The 15949-nt window shown below is 61.1% G+C and carries 14 protein-coding genes; 7 read left to right on the top strand and 7 right to left on the bottom strand.

Features of this window, described 5'->3' with window-relative positions; all coding sequences use genetic code 11:
• Window positions 1–41 precede the first annotated feature (41 nt).
• The 7 genes from HRU81_06170 to HRU81_06140 are packed head-to-tail and all read left to right on the top strand — an operon-like array spanning window position 42 to window position 11616.
• Entirely contained in the window at window positions 42–1544 is a 1503-nt protein-coding gene (locus HRU81_06170; protein ID QOJ31717.1) for an SAM-dependent DNA methyltransferase, read from the top strand.
• A complete protein-coding gene (locus HRU81_06165) occupies window positions 1541–3067 on the top strand; it encodes an SAM-dependent DNA methyltransferase (protein QOJ31716.1) in 1527 nt (508 codons plus the stop codon). Before HRU81_06170 ends, HRU81_06165 begins: the two co-directional genes overlap by 4 nt.
• Window positions 3060–4232, top strand: coding sequence for a restriction endonuclease subunit S (locus HRU81_06160; GenBank protein ID QOJ31715.1), 1173 nt, complete (start codon window positions 3060–3062; stop codon window positions 4230–4232). The genes HRU81_06165 and HRU81_06160 overlap by 8 nt, the downstream gene beginning before the upstream one ends.
• Window positions 4229–7222, top strand: a complete 2994-nt coding sequence (locus HRU81_06155; GenBank protein ID QOJ31714.1) for a type I restriction endonuclease subunit R — start codon at window positions 4229–4231, stop codon at window positions 7220–7222. Before HRU81_06160 ends, HRU81_06155 begins: the two co-directional genes overlap by 4 nt.
• Before the next feature lie 12 nt (window positions 7223–7234).
• On the top strand, window positions 7235–9457 hold the full coding sequence (locus tag HRU81_06150; protein ID QOJ31713.1) for an AAA family ATPase: 2223 nt from the start codon (window positions 7235–7237) through the stop codon (window positions 9455–9457).
• The gene (gene mcrC / locus HRU81_06145; GenBank protein QOJ31712.1) at window positions 9457–10596 is read left to right on the top strand and encodes a 5-methylcytosine-specific restriction endonuclease system specificity protein McrC; all 1140 of its coding nucleotides are present in this window, start codon (window positions 9457–9459) and stop codon (window positions 10594–10596) included. The genes HRU81_06150 and mcrC overlap by 1 nt, the downstream gene beginning before the upstream one ends.
• A 6-nt stretch (window positions 10597–10602) precedes the next feature.
• A complete protein-coding gene (locus HRU81_06140; protein QOJ31711.1) occupies window positions 10603–11616 on the top strand; it encodes a DUF4917 family protein in 1014 nt (337 codons plus the stop codon).
• A gap of 33 nt (window positions 11617–11649) precedes the next feature.
• On the opposite strand, the gene HRU81_06135 is transcribed toward HRU81_06140, so the two are convergent.
• The 7 genes from HRU81_06135 to HRU81_06105 all read right to left on the bottom strand — a co-directional run bounded on the left by HRU81_06135 (window position 11650) and on the right by HRU81_06105 (window position 15941).
• Window positions 11650–12129, bottom strand: coding sequence for a lysozyme (locus HRU81_06135; protein ID QOJ31710.1), 480 nt, complete (start codon window positions 12127–12129; stop codon window positions 11650–11652).
• Window positions 12126–12602 carry a hypothetical protein gene (locus HRU81_06130; protein QOJ31709.1) on the bottom strand — a complete coding sequence of 159 codons (477 nt, stop codon included), beginning with the start codon at window positions 12600–12602 and terminating at the stop codon, window positions 12126–12128. The genes HRU81_06135 and HRU81_06130 overlap by 4 nt, the downstream gene beginning before the upstream one ends.
• On the bottom strand, window positions 12599–12898 hold the full coding sequence (locus tag HRU81_06125) for a hypothetical protein (GenBank protein ID QOJ31708.1): 300 nt from the start codon (window positions 12896–12898) through the stop codon (window positions 12599–12601). Before HRU81_06125 ends, HRU81_06130 begins: the two co-directional genes overlap by 4 nt.
• Before the next feature lie 65 nt (window positions 12899–12963).
• The gene (locus tag HRU81_06120) at window positions 12964–13317 is read right to left on the bottom strand and encodes a DUF2793 domain-containing protein (GenBank protein QOJ31707.1); all 354 of its coding nucleotides are present in this window, start codon (window positions 13315–13317) and stop codon (window positions 12964–12966) included.
• Window positions 13317–15503, bottom strand: a complete 2187-nt coding sequence (locus HRU81_06115; GenBank protein ID QOJ31706.1) for a hypothetical protein — start codon at window positions 15501–15503, stop codon at window positions 13317–13319. Before HRU81_06115 ends, HRU81_06120 begins: the two co-directional genes overlap by 1 nt.
• Entirely contained in the window at window positions 15493–15711 is a 219-nt protein-coding gene (locus tag HRU81_06110) for a hypothetical protein (protein ID QOJ31705.1), read from the bottom strand. The genes HRU81_06115 and HRU81_06110 overlap by 11 nt, the downstream gene beginning before the upstream one ends.
• Entirely contained in the window at window positions 15708–15941 is a 234-nt protein-coding gene (locus HRU81_06105) for a hypothetical protein (GenBank protein QOJ31704.1), read from the bottom strand. The genes HRU81_06110 and HRU81_06105 overlap by 4 nt, the downstream gene beginning before the upstream one ends.
• Window positions 15942–15949: the final 8 nt, after the last annotated feature.

Here is a 15949-nt window from a genome sequence, read left to right as displayed (position 1 = left end):
GAACACAAGCCGCAGAGCGACGGCATCGATATAGAAGGGCCATGCGTTTGAGCGACCAACAAATCACCCTCAGCCAGCTCGAAGGTCACCTCTGGGAATCCGCCAATATCCTGCGCGGGCCGGTGGATGCGGCTGACTTTAAGACCTACATCTTCCCGCTGCTGTTCTTCAAGCGCATCTGCGACGTCTGGGACGAGGAGTACCAGGAGATCGTTGATGAGACCGGCGACGAGCAGCTTGCCTGGTTTCCCGAGTCGCACCGCTTCCAGATCCCGGAAGACTGCCACTGGAATGACGTTCGCACCAAGGCCAGCAATGTCGGTACCGCCCTACAACGCGCGATGCGCGAGATTGAGAAGGCCAACCCCGACACCCTGTACGGCGTGTTCGGCGATGCCCAGTGGTCGAACAAGGAACGGTTGTCCGATGCCTTGCTCAAGGACCTGATCGAGCACTTCTCCAAGCTGCCGTTTGGCAACAAGAACGTCAATTCGGACCTGCTCGGGGACGCCTACGAATACCTGATCAAGAAGTTTGCCGACGCCACCAACAAGAAGGCCGGCGAGTTCTACACCCCACGCAGCGTGGTGCGGCTGATGATCGACATGCTCGATCCCCAAGAAGCCGAGACCATCTACGACCCGGCCTGCGGTACCGGTGGCATGTTGCTGGCAGCCGTGCAGCACGTCAAAGAAATGCACGGCGACGTGAAGCGGCTGTGGGGCAAGCTGTACGGGCAAGAGAAGAACCTCACCACCTCATCCATCGCGCGGATGAACCTGTTCCTCCACGGCATCGAGGACTTCCAGGTGGTGCGCGGCGACACGCTGCGCAACCCGGCCTTCTTCGAGGTCGATCGGCTGGCTACGTTCGACTGCGTAATCGCCAATCCGCCGTTCTCGCTGGAAAAGTGGGGCGAGGACCTATGGTTGAACGATCCTTTCGGCCGCAACTTTGCCGGTCTGCCGCCCTCGTCCAGCGGTGACTTCGCGTGGGTGCAGCACATGGTTAAGTCGATGGCTGATGTGACTGGCCGAATGGCCGTCGTGCTGCCCCAGGGCGCCCTGTTCCGCAAGGGGGTGGAAGGCAGCATCCGCCAGAAGCTGCTGGAAATGGATCTGGTCGAGGCTGTGATCGGGCTGGCAGCCAACCTGTTCTACGGCACCGGCCTCGCTGCGTGCATCCTGGTGCTGCGCAAGCGGAAACCGGTCAAGCACAAGAAGAAGGTGCTGATCGCCGATGCGTCACGCTTGTTCCGCCGGGGCCGCGCGCAGAACTATCTGGAACCCGAGCACGCCGCCGAGATCCTCGGCTGGTATCGCGGCTTTGCCGATGTGCAGGACGCGGTCCGGGTGGTCAGCCTCGACGAGATCAAAGCCGAGGACTGGACGCTGAACATTTCGCGCTATGTCTTACCACCACTGCAAGAAGACATCCCGCCGCTGCCCGACGCCATCGCTGCATTCAAGGATGCGCTCACCCGCTGCCGCGAGGCCGAAGAACGGCTTGCGCAGGTCATGAATGAAGGGGGATGGCTGAAATGAGTCACCCAAGCAAACGCATCAGCCAACAAGAACTCGAAAGCTACCTCTGGGGTGCCGCCGTGCTGCTGCGCGGCCTCATCGATGCGGGCGACTACAAGCAGTTCATCTTCCCGCTGCTGTTCTACAAGCGCGTGTCGGATGTTTGGGAGGAGGAATACCAGGTCGCGCTGGCCAACTCGAACGGCGACCTCTCCTACGCGCAGTTCGCCGAGAACCACCGCTTCCAAATTCCCGAAGGTGCGCACTGGAATGACGTTCGACAGACCCCGAAAAACGTCGGCGCTGCCATTCAGAAGGCCATGCGTTCGATCGAGACGGCCAACCCGGATCTGCTCGATGGCATCTTCGGCGATGCCCCCTGGACCAACCGGGAGCGCCTGCCCGACGAAACGCTGAAGAACCTGATCGAGCACTTCTCGACCCAGACGCTGTCGGTGGCCAACGTCCCAGAGGACGAGCTGGGCAACGCCTACGAATACCTGATCAAGAAGTTCGCGGATGACTCGGGCCATACGGCCGCCGAGTTCTACACCAACCGCACCGTCGTGCACCTGATGACGCAACTGCTTAGCCCCCAGGCCGGCGAGTCGATCTACGACCCCACCTGCGGCACCGGCGGCATGCTGATCTCGGCGCTGGATGAAGTGAAACGCTCCGGCGGCGAATACCGCACGCTCAAGCTCTATGGGCAGGAGCGCAACCTCATCACCTCATCCATCGCCCGCATGAACCTGTTCCTGCATGGCGTGGAGGACTTCGAGATCATCCGGGGCGACACCCTGGCCGAACCCAAGCACATCGAAGGCGACCGCCTGCGCCAGTTCGACGTGATCCTGGCCAACCCGCCGTACTCCATCAAGCAGTGGAATCGCGAGGCCTGGAGCAGTGACAAGTGGGGTCGAAACTCTCTCGGCACGCCGCCGCAAGGTCGCGCCGATTACGCCTTCCAGCAGCACATCCTGACCAGCCTCACCGCCAAGGGGCGGTGTGCCGTGCTCTGGCCACACGGCGTGCTGTTCCGTAATGAAGAACAGTCCATGCGCGCCAAGATGGTCGAGCAGGACTGGGTCGAGGCCGTCATCGGTTTGGGCCCCAACCTGTTCTACAACTCCCCGATGGAGTCGTGCATCGTCATCTGCAACCGCAAGAAGATCGCCGCTCGAAAGGGCAAGGTGATCTTCATCGACGCGGTGAACGAGGTCACCCGGGAACGGGCGCAGAGCTTTCTGAAGCCCGAGCATCAACAGCGCATCCTGACCGCCTACAAGACCTTTGCGGATGCGCCTGGTTTCGCCAAGGTCGCCACTCTGGACGAAATCGGCGCCAATGCGGGCAACCTCTCGATCCCGCTGTACGTGAAGCGCATTGCCGCCGCCATCGCCACCGACAGCAATGGCGACGCGGTATCGCTGCGCTCGGCCTGGGACCAATGGCAAGCCGATGGGCGTCCCTTCTGGCAACAGATGGACGCGCTGGTGGAAACGCTGGATGGACTGATTACGGAGGACATCGAGCGTGTCTGACAAGAACAATAAAACCCTGAAGCCCGGCTGGCGTCGGGTGAAGTTCGGCGAGGTGGTGCGCCTCTCGAAAGCGCGCAGCCAAGATCCGCTGGCCGACGGCATTGAACGCTACGTCGGCCTGGAACATCTCGAGCCCGGTGACTTGCGCATCCGCAATTGGGGCAACGTCGCTGACGGCGTGACCTTCACCAGCGTGTTTCAACCTGGGCAGGTGCTGTTCGGCAAGCGCCGCGCATACCAGCGCAAGGTGGCTGTGGCGGACTTCTCCGGCGTCTGCTCTGGCGATATCTACGTGCTGGAGACCAAGGATGCGCAGGTCTTGCTGCCGGAGTTGCTGCCCTTCATTTGCCAGACCGACGCCTTTTTCGATCACGCCGTAGGTACATCGGCGGGATCGTTAAGTCCTCGCACGAACTGGACAAGTTTGGCGGACTTTGAGCTTCCCCTTGCTCCTATAAACGAACAGAAACGGCTTGTTGATCTGCTTCGAGCAGTCGAACGAACCAGTGAGTTGCATCAGGAGGTTGGCGGATTTGCCGACCAGCTTGTTCGCGCATTACTTGCTGACGTACTGAGTCGAGAATGGCCAGTTGTCGACCTTGGCTCAGTCGTCCAGGGGACCCAGTATGGCCTCTCAATCAACGCCGGATCGGACGGTCAGTATCCGATGCTGCGCATGATGAATATCGAAGATGGCCTCTGCGTCGAAAATGACATTAAGTATGTAGACCTCAGCGAGAAAGACTTCGAAACCTATAGGCTGGTCGACGGCGATGTGCTTTTCAACCGGACAAACAGCTATGAGCTGGTTGGCCGAACAGGGGTGTACGAACTCAAGGGCGATCACGTCTTTGCTTCGTACCTTGTGCGGCTCAAGACTGTCCCTGACAAGCTGGAACCTAAGTTCCTCACGCTTTACCTGAATTCTGATTTTGGGCGCCGACAGGTACTCGCTTATGCGACTAAAGCCGTGAGCCAGGCAAACGTGAACGCCAGCAATTTACTCCGGGTCCGTCTGCCGCTGCCGCCACTGGATGTGCAACAACAGTTGCTGGATGAGATAGCGAAAGCAAAGTGTGCGGGAAAGGCAGCGATGGAACGGCGTACTTCTTCAGAGGTGATGAAGAAGCAGTTGTTCGCGGAGATCACGGGGGACGCAAGGTGAGTTCTTTCAACGAATCAAATACTGTCGAAGCCTACGTCCGCGATCTGCTCGCCGGTCCAATCAAGGCTGTCCCGGTCAACACCGCTCAAGAGCCTCAAGCCAGCTACGGCCCGAGCCCCAAAGGCATCGGCTGGCGCTACGCCGCTCCTGCTGAGGTGCCGCGCCAGATTCAGGAAGTGCTGGTCGAGACCTGGCTGCGCGATGCGCTGATCCGCCTGAACCCGGAGATTGCTGCCCAACCCGACCGCGCCGACGAGGTGCTCTACAAGCTGCGCGCCATCGTGCTGTCGGTGCGCTCGGATGGGCTGATCCGCGCCAACGAGGAAATGACCGCCTGGATGCGTGGTGAGCGCTCGATGCCCTTCGGCCCGAACAACGAGCATGTGCCGGTGCGGCTGATCGACCTGGATGATCTGGCGCAGAACCAGTACATCGTCACCCAGCAGTTCATCTACCGCGCAGGCCCCACCGAGCGCCGCGCCGATCTGGTGCTCTTGGTTAACGGACTGCCGTTGGTGCTGATTGAGGCCAAGACGCCGGTCAAGAAGTGCATCAGCTGGGTGGATGGCGCGGTGCAGGTGCACGACGACTATGAGAAGTTCGTGCCAGAGCTGTTCGTTTGTAACGTGTTCTCGGTCGCCACCGAGGGCAAGGCCTACCACTACGGCTCCATCGGGCTGCCGGTCAAGGACTGGGGCCCGTGGCATCTGGATGGCGCAGGCGATGATGGCCAGCATCATCCGCTGAAATCGCTCAAGCTGTCGGCCGAGAGCATGCTGCGCCCGCATGTGTTACTGGATATTCTAGGCAGCTTCACCCTGTTCGCCACCAACAAGAAGAAGCAGCGCATCAAGATCATCTGCCGCTATCAGCAGTACGAGGCGGCGAACAAAATCGTCGAACGCGTGCTGGCGGGTTACCCCAGGAAGGGCCTGATCTGGCACTTCCAGGGCTCGGGCAAGTCGCTGCTGATGGTCTTCGCCGCGCAGAAGCTGCGCATGCATGCCGGCCTGAAGAACCCCACGGTATTGATCGTGGTGGACCGGATCGATCTGGACACCCAGATCACCGGAACCTTCACCGGGGCGGACATTCCGAACCTGGAGAAGGCCGACACCCGCGAAAAGCTGCAGCAGCTACTGGCGCAGGACGTGCGCAAGATCATCATTACGACGATCTTCAAGTTCGGCGAGGCCACTGGCAGCCTGAACGACCGTAGCAACATCATCGCTCTGGTGGACGAAGCGCACCGCACCCAGGAAGGTGATCTGGGCCGCAAGATGCGTGAGGCTCTGCCCAATGCGTTTCTGTTCGGCTTGACCGGCACGCCGATCAACCGTGCCGACCGCAACACCTTCTACGCCTTCGGCGCCGACGAAGACGAGAAGGGCTACATGAGCCGGTACGGCTTCGAGGAGTCAATCCGCGACGGTGCCACACTGAAGCTGCACTTCGAGCCGCGCCTGATCGACCTGCACATCGACAAGGCCGCGCTGGACGCCGCCTACAAGGACTTGACCGGCGGCCTGTCTGATCTGGACAAGGACAACCTCGCCAAGACCGCCGCCAAGATGGCCGTGCTGGTGAAGACGCCCGAGCGCATCCGCAAGGTGTGCGAAGACATCGTCGAGCATTTCCAGACCAAGGTGGAGCCTAACGGCTTCAAGGGACAGATCGTCACCTTCGACCGGGAATCCTGCCTGCTGTTCAAGGCCGAGCTGGACAAGCTGCTGCCGCCCGAAGCCACGGACATCGTGATGTCGGTGCAGGCGTCCGACAAGAAAGAGCATCCAGAGTACGCGGCCTATGACCGTTCACGCGATGAGGAAGAACGGCTGCTCGATCGCTTCCGCGACCCGGCCGATCCACTGAAGCTGATCATCGTCACGGCCAAGCTGCTGACCGGCTTCGATGCGCCGATCTTGCAGGCCATGTACCTGGACAAGCCGCTGCGCGACCACACGCTGCTGCAGGCCATCTGCCGAGTGAACCGCACCTACTCCGAGCAGAAGACCCACGGCTTGATCGTGGACTACCTCGGCATTTTCGACGACGTGGCGGCGGCACTGGAATTTGACGACCAGAGCGTCAAGCAGGTGGTGAGCAACATTCAGGAGCTGAAGGACAAGCTGCCCGAAGCCATGCAGAAATGCCTGGCCTTCTTTGCCGGCTGCGACCGCAGCGTGCAAGGCTACGAGGGCCTGATCGCCGCGCAGCAATGTCTGCCCAATAACGAGGTAAGAGACGACTTTGCTGCTGAGTACAGCGTGCTCAACAAGATCTGGGAGGCCCTGTCACCCGACACTGTTCTGGGTCCCTTCGAGAAGGACTACAAGTGGTTGTCGCAGGTGTACCAGTCGGTGCAACCCTCCAGTGGCCACGGCAAGCTGATCTGGCATTCGCTGGGAGCCAAGACCATCGAGCTGATCCACCAGAACGTGCACGTCGACGCGGTGCGGGATGACCTCGACACCTTGGTGCTGGACGCCGACCTGCTGGAAGCCGTGCTCTCGAATCCCGATCCGAAGAAGGCCAAGGAGATCGAGATCAAGCTCAAGCGCAGGCTTCGTGGGCATGGCGGCAACCCCAAGTTCAAGAAACTTTCCGAACGACTCGATGCGCTGAAGGACCGCTTCGAGTCCGGTCAGATCAACAGCGTCGAGTTTCTGAAGCAGTTGCTGGAGATCGCCAAGGAGACGCTACAAGCCGAGAAGGAGGTCCCGCCTGAAGAGGACGAGGATCGCGGCAAGGCGGCGCTGACCGAACTGTTCAACGAGGTGAAGACCGCCGAGACGCCGATCATGGTCGAACGCGTCGTGGCGGACATCGACGAGATCGTGCGCCTCGTTCGTTTCCCGGGCTGGCAAGGCACGCAGGCCGGCGAACGCGAGGTCAAGAAGGCCCTGCGCAAGGCCCTCTTCAAATACAAGCTGCATGCGGATGAAGAGCTGTTCGAGAAGGCCTACAGCTACATCCGGCAGTATTACTAAAGGGGGCGGAGGATGACCACTCAGACGATAGATAGTGCACCGCATGCAACCTGGTTCGTCGGCGCCAGTTACGGCGGCACTGATGATCAGATGCCACGATTTCTCGCAGAAGGCATTTGGGAGAACGGCTACGACGACAAGCTCCTCGATGTGGTGCGCTCCATGCGCCCGGGCGAGCGGATTGCCATCAAGTCGTCTTACACGCGAAAGCACGGTCTGCCCTTCGATGGCCGAGGCCGAGCGGTTTCGGTTATGGGCATCAAGGCGGTCGGCACGATCACCGAAAACCTGAACGACGGGAAGCGGGTGAAGGTGGACTGGGCCAGGGTCGAGCCGGTACGGGAGTGGTACTTCTACACTCACCGAGCAACGATCTGGCGCGTGCTTCCCGGCGAATGGATGAACGATGCGCTGATCGCATTCGCGTTTGACGGCAAGCCGCAGGATGTGGATCGCTTTCGCAACGAGCCCTTTTGGCGGGAGCGGTACGGCACGACTTCGCCAGAAAAACAGCGTTTCGAGTGGACGGACTTCTACGAGGCAGTGGCCGAAAAGCTGCTGACCCACGCAGACGATCGAACTCCGCTCATCGAGGGCATCCACGAGATCGCGTCCCGGGTGCCGGGGCTGACCTATCTCCAGGATAAGTTTCCCGATGGAACCAGTGGTCCGTTGCGTGACATTTGCCCATTCACCACGATGGGCACCTTTAACCGGTCCATGACCGATGCCAACCGCAAGACCATCGCGGGCGAACTCGCTAAGTTGCTGGGTGTGACGGTGCCGGTCCCGCCTTCATTCGAAGGCATTCCCGTTCTCAACAACCAACGTTCCTGGTTTTTCGCCTATGCCGACAAGCGTGGTGCGGGCGACATCGACGCGCTATGGAAGGTATTCGTTGCCGCGAGCAAGATGGTCGATGGCGACCAATTGGACACTCGCGATGCCTTCATCCGGGCTTATGACGAGGCAACCCAAGTGTGGGGTGTCGCATGGAACCTTTCGACAGGTCTCTACTGGGCGCATCCGTGGGAATTCCTGACCCTGGATAGCCAGTCGCGCCACTACATCAACAAGCGGCTCGGACTGAATGTCGCCATCAGTGGTCAGCAAGGTCCATGTGATGGTCCGGCCTATCTGAAGCTGCTGGATGATTTGCGGTCGCGCTTCGGCGAAGACGGCTACCCTGTCCACAGTTTTCCGGACTTATCGCTTGCGTCCTGGATGTACAAAGACCCGGTTGACGAGCCTGTGCCGACTGGCGACATCGGTACCAATGCCGGAGCAGAACAGGAAACTGAAGGTGAAGTTCGCGAAGCCTTTCAGGTGGCAGCGCCAATCGTTCCCTACTCGGTGGAGGACATCCTCAAGGACGGCTGTTTCCTGGAGCGGGCCGAGATTGACCGCTTGCTCGATCGTCTGCGCACAAAAAAGAACCTCATCCTTCAGGGGCCTCCGGGCACGGGCAAGACCTGGCTAGCCAAACGGCTCGCGTTCGCGCTAATGGGGCAGAAGGACGATAGCAAGGTCCGTGCAGTGCAGTTCCACCCTAACCTGTCCTACGAGGACTTTGTTCGAGGGTGGCGCCCCACTGGCGAAGGCAAGTTGTCGCTGGCGGACGGTGTCTTCATGGAAGCCATCAAGGCCGCATCGAAGGACCCTTCGTCGAAGTTTGTCGTGGTGATCGAGGAGATCAACCGTGGAAACCCGGCGCAGATCTTCGGCGAGTTGCTGACGCTGCTTGAGGCCGGCAAGCGGACACCCAATGAAGCGCTGGAACTCTGCTATCCAGATGCAGACGGCAAACGACGTCCCGTCCATATTCCCGAGAATCTCTATGTGGTCGGCACCATGAATATCGCCGACCGATCACTTGCACTGGTCGATCTGGCATTGCGTCGCCGCTTTGCTTTCGTTGGGCTGGAGCCAAGACTGGGCCAGGTTTGGCGGGAGTGGGTGGTCAAGGAGTGTGCTGTCGATCCGGGTTTGGTCGCGGATATCGAGCGGCGTATCGCTGAGCTGAACGACCAGATCGCGGCGGACGCGCGCCTTGGCAAGCAATTCCGGATTGGTCACAGCTATGTGACACCCGCACATCGACTGGAGGCGGGAGACACGAAGAAGTGGTTCCAGCAGGTCGTGGAGACGGAGATCGGGCCGTTGCTGGATGAATACTGGTTCGACGCGCCCGACGAAGCACAAAAGGCGGTTACACGGCTGACGCAGGGCTGGTGATGACCGCCGTCGCAGAACAGGTGAAAAATGCATCCATAAGCGCTGAGGGCTTCATCGGACGCATTCCGGTGCGCAACCTCTGGCTGCTGATGCTCTACGCCTCTGACCTGTTCCGCACTCGCGGGATCGGCAAAGTCGGTTTGGAAGACAGCCCGGACGATCTGCCAGACCTCGTCGCCGAGATTCTTGCCCATGCGGTTGAAGTGCGACAACGTCGCCGCTTGAGTCTCGGCTATCGATCTCGCGACGCAGTAATCAATCGCGTGCGTGGCCGGATCGACGTCTTGACCACCGAACGCCATCAGTTGATGGATAGAGGCCTGGTGGCGTGCCGGTTCGACGAACTTACCATCGACACACCACGCAATCGTTTCGTCCGAGCAGCCTTGGAGTCCATCTCCAGGATCGTTCAGAGGAAGGACGTTGCCCATCGGTGCCGCGCGCTTGCTGGTGGAATGAAGTCAATGGGTGTATCGGGCGACGCACCGACCCGTGCCCAAATGAGCACCGATCGTTTTAGCCGTAACGATGCGGACGACCGGTTCATGGTGGCGGCCGCAAAGCTGGCGTTCGATCTAGTGCTACCTACGGAGGCGTCGGGTACGAATGTGCTCTCTCTGCCGGACCGAGAAGCGACTTGGGTACGCCGTTTGTTCGAGCGAGCAGTGGGCGGCTTCTACGAGGTCGTATTGAGCCCACAGGGCTGGCGGGTGCAGTGCGGCGGGACGATGGGCTGGCAGATCGAGCAGAAGACGGCGGGGATCGACAAGATCCTGCCGACGATGCGAACTGATGTCGTGCTCGACCACCCGTCAACCGGTCAGCGGATCGTCATCGATACCAAGTTCACCTCGATTGTGACAAGCGGTTGGTACCGTGAGGAAACCCTGCACAGCGGATACGTGTACCAGATCTATGCCTATCTGCGTTCCCAGGTTGGGTGCGGCGATGCGCTTGCAGATCACGCGAGCGGACTGTTGTTGCATCCAGCGATCGGTCAGATGGTCGACGAGACAGTGCTGATCCAGGGGCACGCCATTCGGTTTGCCACTGTGGATTTGACGGCAACTCCTGCCGACATCCGAGCGCAGCTGCTGCGACTCTGCGTGCCAGACCACGCGATGAAGACGGGCGCGTGAAAGAACATGGACGGAATCGCGATCGACACTTGGGCAAACATCAGCGCGGAAGGTTGGATTTCCCTCCTTCTGGGTAACGGCGCCAGCATCGCCATCCACAAGGAGTTTGCATACCCAACACTCCACAGCGTGGCTGATGCAAAAGGGTTGCTCGCAACCACCGCGCCAATATTCGCCAAGCTCGGGACGACCGACTTCGAGCATGTTCTGCTTGCATGCTGGTATGCCGAGCACGTCAACGTTGCCTTGGGGACTCCATCTGCCGACATCTCTGCGGCATATGCGGAAGTGCGAACAGCGCTGATCGAAGCGGTGCACAGCGTGCATCCGATACATGCCGATGTCGCCGCCGACTTACAACGGGTCGGTACATTCGCGAGCGCGTTCCCGACTGTCGTCAGCCTGAACTACGACCTCACCCTGTACTGGGCCATGCTGCTGTTCAATGCAGCAAACGGTAGCTGGTTCAAGGATGCCTTCCATCACGGTGAATTTCAGACGGACTGGGAGTACCTGCGGAGGCCATATGGGCACGCTGCCGGAGCAACGCTGGTGTTCTACCCGCACGGCAGTCTTTCCGTGGCTCGCGACTACATTGGTGACGAGACAAAGATCGCGGCATCCACTGGCGCGACGGGCGATTTGCTCGAAGCGATCACCCGAAAGTGGTCGTCCGGGCACTACGTGCCAGTGTTTGTTAGCGAAGGAACCAGCAAGGAGAAAGTCGCCGCGATTCGCCGGAGTCACTACCTGACGAACGTGTACGAGGAAGTCCTGCCAGCGATCGGGGAGAGTTTGGTCGTTTATGGCTGGAGCTTTGACGAACGGGACCAGCATGTGCTCAATGCCATCTCAGCGAATCCACCGAAGCGAATGGCGGTCTCCGTGTTCACTGGTCAGCCAGATGGAGATCAGCAAGCGTTCTGCCACCAGGTTCTGAAGGCTGCTGGCCGGTCCTTGCCTGACACAGAGGTGAAGTTCTTCGACTCGCGAAGCCCTGGATGCTGGAACAACCCATGACGTGGTAGGGGCAGCAGCTGCGGTTCTTCGTAGCTAGATTGCAGTCTTCGGTTCGGCGATGAGGAGCATGACCTCTGCCTCTCGTCGGGCAACGAGGCCAGGAAGAATCTTGCCGCCGCCATAGATCCATCGCCGCAGCTCCTTGCCCGCAGCATGCCAGTCCCGCTGATTGACCCGTCGCCTCAGGGTCGATGTCTGTAACCGCCCCGCGCCGAGGTTGAAGGTGAAGTCAACGATGGCCGCGATTCGTCCCTCTGGCTCGGCGGCCAGCACCGGGCAGTAGCGAAGCGTGGCGGTGAGTGCTGTGCGCAGGTCCTGACGCAGGTACATCTCGCCCTCTTCCTCGTTGATCGGTGGATGGTCTGGCTTGCACAAACGGCCGTAGCCGATCGTCCAGTAGCCAGCCGGGCAGATATAGGGATGGGCCCGGCGCAGCGGATCTGACCTCGGAATTCGATGGAACCCCTCGAAGCGCTTCGCCAGGGCGATAGCTGCCTGGGGAATCTGGCTCATGGCCTCACCCGGTCGAACACGCGCCCGATGAACCAGAAGTTCAGCACACCGGCCCACAGCGCTTGGTCGGCTTCGGTCCATGCGTGGAGGATGGCAACACCCCAGTCGGCACCGCCTTCAATAGCGGCAACGAAGGCGGCCGTTTTGGCTGCGCAGTACAGCGCCATGAACCAATAGGTAATGACTGGGCGCACGCTGCTCGACAACGCATCGGCCCAGCGCACACCGGTTTTTTCGCCCTGTGTGCGGACAGCCTCGCGCAGCGTCTCGATGGCGCCCACGTTCCACGCTGCATCGGCACCGGCGCCGATTTCGTGCATGCGCTGCGCGCCGCGTAGCTTCTCGAATTCGAGCGCCTTGTCCTGCATCGACAGTTCGTGGCCGCGTTCTCCCTTGCGGTCGAGCCACTTCAGAAGCTCAGGTGCCAGGCGAAAGGCGCCGCCGAGCAGGCCACCAAGAAGGGTCTCGATCATTGGCCACCTCCGAACACCTTGAACTTGATGAGGGCGCCCGCCACCAACGCCAGCAGGAATCCGGTGGTGAGCATCTTGATGACGGTCTGCCACGCGGTGTGCTTGGCGGTGTTGAAGGCATCGAGCAGGCCGCGCAGTTCGCGGATGTCGTGGGCGGCGTCGTCACCGTCCAAGCCAACATCGGCCAGGGCACGTTTGGCGCCGCGTTCGGCGGCGCGATCCAGAAGGTCTTCGAAGTCCTCCTTGCGCAGGAGGAGCATGTTGTCGACCAGTGCGGGTTTTTGTGGGTCAGTCATAGGGCGGGCTCCAGAAATGCAAAACCCGCCAATCGGGCGGGTTTTCGGGGTTCAGGGGAAAGCGATCAGATGGCGATGCCGGGACTCCAGCCGGTGGCCTTGTAGGCCGAGAGCACTGCCTCGTCCTCGATGAAGCAGAGCCAACCGACTTTAGGGATGAAGTATTCCCAGACGCCCGCGATGCGCGCCGCGATCTGATCGGTCTTGCCGCTCCAGACGCCGGTTGCGCCAGCGGGAATGAGGTAACGGTCGCCGTTAACCGGGCTGGCGGGTGGTGTGGCCAGATCGCGGTCTTTGACCGACAGGCTGACGACAGCGCCCAGCCGCTTCAGGTTGGCATCCATGCCGGCGCCCCAGCCGCTTTCGCCGAGCGTCCAGCCGTAGTTGAGTCCCAGGTTCGGGTCAGTGATTGCGGGCATCAGATGCCTCCGTAGTACTTGTCATAGTGAAGTCCGTAGCCGGCACGCTCGAAGGCGATCGAGTGCTTCTGCAGGCTGATCACGCCCGAGCGGTTGGATTCGAGCTCGATGCGCAGCGCAGCGTTGGGTCGGCCAAGGCCGGAATCAGCGGTGTCGTCGGCCAAGGTGTAGGTCTGGCTGGCGCCGGTCAGGCCGGAGTAGGTGCGGCGCAGGCTGCCCGCTTCCCCGTAGATGCGCAGCGTGTACGTCACGCTGGCTTCAGGGCCGATGTTGCCGTTGGTCTGGGGCACCAGGCTCACCGTCTGGCTCAGCCGATCCCGGTGCGCCCAGGAGATGACCAGGTCACCCTTGGCAATCGCCGGGTAGGCAACGTTGTTGATCTTCACATTGCCGGGCGGGTACGGCCGGTTTTGCCGGCGGTTCATGGCCAGGGAATCGGTTGGCGCCGATGCCAGCGCCAGCGTGCCTTTTCCGGTCACGGTGAGTAGTCGCGCGTTGACCGTTTCGCCAGCGGCGTACTCGGTCGGATCGACGCCCTGCGCGCCATCGGCGAACCAGATCCGGCTGCCGGCTGCGTGGCTGGTTGGCACGGTATCCATGACGCCACGGGTCAGGGTCAGGCTCTGCGTGGTCGTATTGATGGCCGTGACCAGGACGACCTCGTCGTTGATGTAGGCATAGCTCCCGGTTGCGACCAGATCGATGTCGAGTTCGCCGCTGTAGGTTGTCGTGCTCGTTACCTCTTGCGCAAGGCTGGTGGCGAGAACTGCCGTGGGGCAGAACTCGCCTTGGCCGCGCTGGTTGTAGGTCGTGGCCGAGTTCGTCTTGCTGTACAGGTCGTAGTTCAGCGCCCCTGGCGCGGGGCGGCCGCCCAGGGTCTGCAGGAAACAGTCGGTGGCATCGAGGTAGGCGAGCTCCGATGCAGAGAGTGCGCGGGCCACGTCCCAGTACGGCGCTTCGACCAGACGCCGTGGTGTGGTCGCGGATGGCGCTGGCACCGGGTCGGTCCAGCCGGTGGGCTGGGATGCGGTGTAGACCGCTGACGGCAGGCCGAACACATCCTCGACAGCGTCGATGCTGATGGCGCCGTTGGTGAGTGACCCGCCATCGACGCCGGCAATCCGCATCACCAGACCGGCGATCCCGAGCGCAGGCCACTCCAGCTTGAAGACATCGCCCGGGTACAAATTCCAGGCCTTGCGGTTCACCTTGAGCCGCACCTTGGCGAGCGGTGTGGACACGGATGCCAGATCGCGCATCGCGACGCGGGCGGCGAGGTTGTCCGAGGTGATGCCGGGGTAGCGCCGAGTTTGCGACACCACGGCGCCCTGAGCCTGGATATTGGCCAGGTCCTGGACCGCGATGCTGGTCTCCTTGAACGTGTCCGGCTTGGTGTAGATGAGCACTATCTCGTTGGTCGTCTCACCCCAAGCAGCGCGCTGAAAGCTCTCAAGCTCGATGACGTTGTCCGGGTTCAGGATGGGGAGCGTCGCTACGGTGTAGTCCGCCCGCACCAGCTTCAGGACGAAGCGTCCCGTAGACGGTGACGTCGTGAGCACACCGCCGATATGGTCCATCACCTCTTTGACGAACTGCTCGATCTTGCTCTGCTGCAGCCAGATCATGTTGAGCCCGAAGCCTTCGTTGGACAGCACATCAGCCGCCGCACGAAACGAGGCATCGTCGATGCTGGCCGTTGGATATCCCATGCCCCAGGCGGCATTCGTCAGGCATTCGTAGACGATGTGCGCTGGGTTGGCCGCGCCGTTGATCTCCGCCTTTGCTGAGTACCAGTCGCGGAAGCAGCGTTTGACGCGGACGGCCCACGGCTTAATGTAAGGATTGTTGGCGGCGATGTAGAGCTGGCGCAGGATCAGGCTGAGCACACCGCGATACGCGGGTTGAGGGGAGCCGATCTTCGACACGAGGTAATCATTCGGCGTCTGCGACGCTTGGCCGAACGCGGCATCGATGGCGCCGGAAATGCCGCCTTCGCGCTTTTCGCCACCGAACAGCTCGGGCATGTTCACCGTGATCCGGCCGCTGGCGGTGAGGTTGCCGCTCCATGCCTGGCGCTCGCCGACCTGGATCTCGGTGATGGCATCGACCGGCCCGTGACAGATCGCCAGATGCATCCCCAGGTAGTAGCGGTAGCCGACCGTCTGCGACTTGCTGCTACCGCCCATCGTTCACCTCGCAGCTCATGCGTTCGCGGGCAGCGGCGACCACGTCTTCGGCCATGCTGTCCCCGGTCGCCAGCAGCAGGGGCGCAGGCAGTCCCTGGTCGATGAACTGGCTCCAGTCGAGCTGGTGCCGCGCGAACCACTCCCGCGCGCCGCGATTGCAGTAACCCAGGCTGCGCATGTCGCCGTGGGTCACCAGGATGTCGGTCATTTCTTTCCACCTTTCGATTTAATTGGTGTGGTGCGCAGATCGCCGTACCACACCACGTTGGCGCTCTTCACCAGCACAGTGCCGAACACGACGGGCACCGGGCGGCCCTCATCGGCAGTCGGCGCATCGAAGTCTTTGAGTTCAGCAGCCTGGGGTTGCGGCGGTTTTGGCTGGAGCGCGTACTGGATCAGTGCGGTGACGATCCAGACGATGATTTGTGCCCAGGGCATACCGTCTA

This window comes from Gammaproteobacteria bacterium, from assembly GCA_015709695.1.
Classification (GTDB): Bacteria; Pseudomonadota; Gammaproteobacteria; order Steroidobacterales.
The sequence above is the reverse complement of the archived record's forward strand: the minus strand, read 5'-3'. Positions and strand labels throughout refer to the sequence as shown.

What these genes read in the sequence shown, in the direction of transcription:
- HRU81_06140 (QOJ31711.1), top strand. Translation starts at nt 10,603, where the DNA reads ATGGACGGAATCGCGATCGACACTTGGGCAAACATCAGCGCGGAAGGT.
- HRU81_06110 (QOJ31705.1), bottom strand. Translation starts at nt 15,711, where the DNA reads ATGACCGACATCCTGGTGACCCACGGCGACATGCGCAGCCTGGGTTAC.
- HRU81_06135 (QOJ31710.1), bottom strand. Translation starts at nt 12,129, where the DNA reads ATGAGCCAGATTCCCCAGGCAGCTATCGCCCTGGCGAAGCGCTTCGAG.
- mcrC (QOJ31712.1), top strand. Translation starts at nt 9,457, where the DNA reads ATGACCGCCGTCGCAGAACAGGTGAAAAATGCATCCATAAGCGCTGAG.
- HRU81_06120 (QOJ31707.1), bottom strand. Translation starts at nt 13,317, where the DNA reads ATGCCCGCAATCACTGACCCGAACCTGGGACTCAACTACGGCTGGACG.
- HRU81_06150 (QOJ31713.1), top strand. Translation starts at nt 7,235, where the DNA reads ATGACCACTCAGACGATAGATAGTGCACCGCATGCAACCTGGTTCGTC.
- HRU81_06115 (QOJ31706.1), bottom strand. Translation starts at nt 15,503, where the DNA reads ATGGGCGGTAGCAGCAAGTCGCAGACGGTCGGCTACCGCTACTACCTG.
- HRU81_06165 (QOJ31716.1), top strand. Translation starts at nt 1,541, where the DNA reads ATGAGTCACCCAAGCAAACGCATCAGCCAACAAGAACTCGAAAGCTAC.
- HRU81_06125 (QOJ31708.1), bottom strand. Translation starts at nt 12,898, where the DNA reads ATGACTGACCCACAAAAACCCGCACTGGTCGACAACATGCTCCTCCTG.
- HRU81_06130 (QOJ31709.1), bottom strand. Translation starts at nt 12,602, where the DNA reads ATGATCGAGACCCTTCTTGGTGGCCTGCTCGGCGGCGCCTTTCGCCTG.
- HRU81_06170 (QOJ31717.1), top strand. Translation starts at nt 42, where the DNA reads ATGCGTTTGAGCGACCAACAAATCACCCTCAGCCAGCTCGAAGGTCAC.
- HRU81_06105 (QOJ31704.1), bottom strand. Translation starts at nt 15,941, where the DNA reads ATGCCCTGGGCACAAATCATCGTCTGGATCGTCACCGCACTGATCCAG.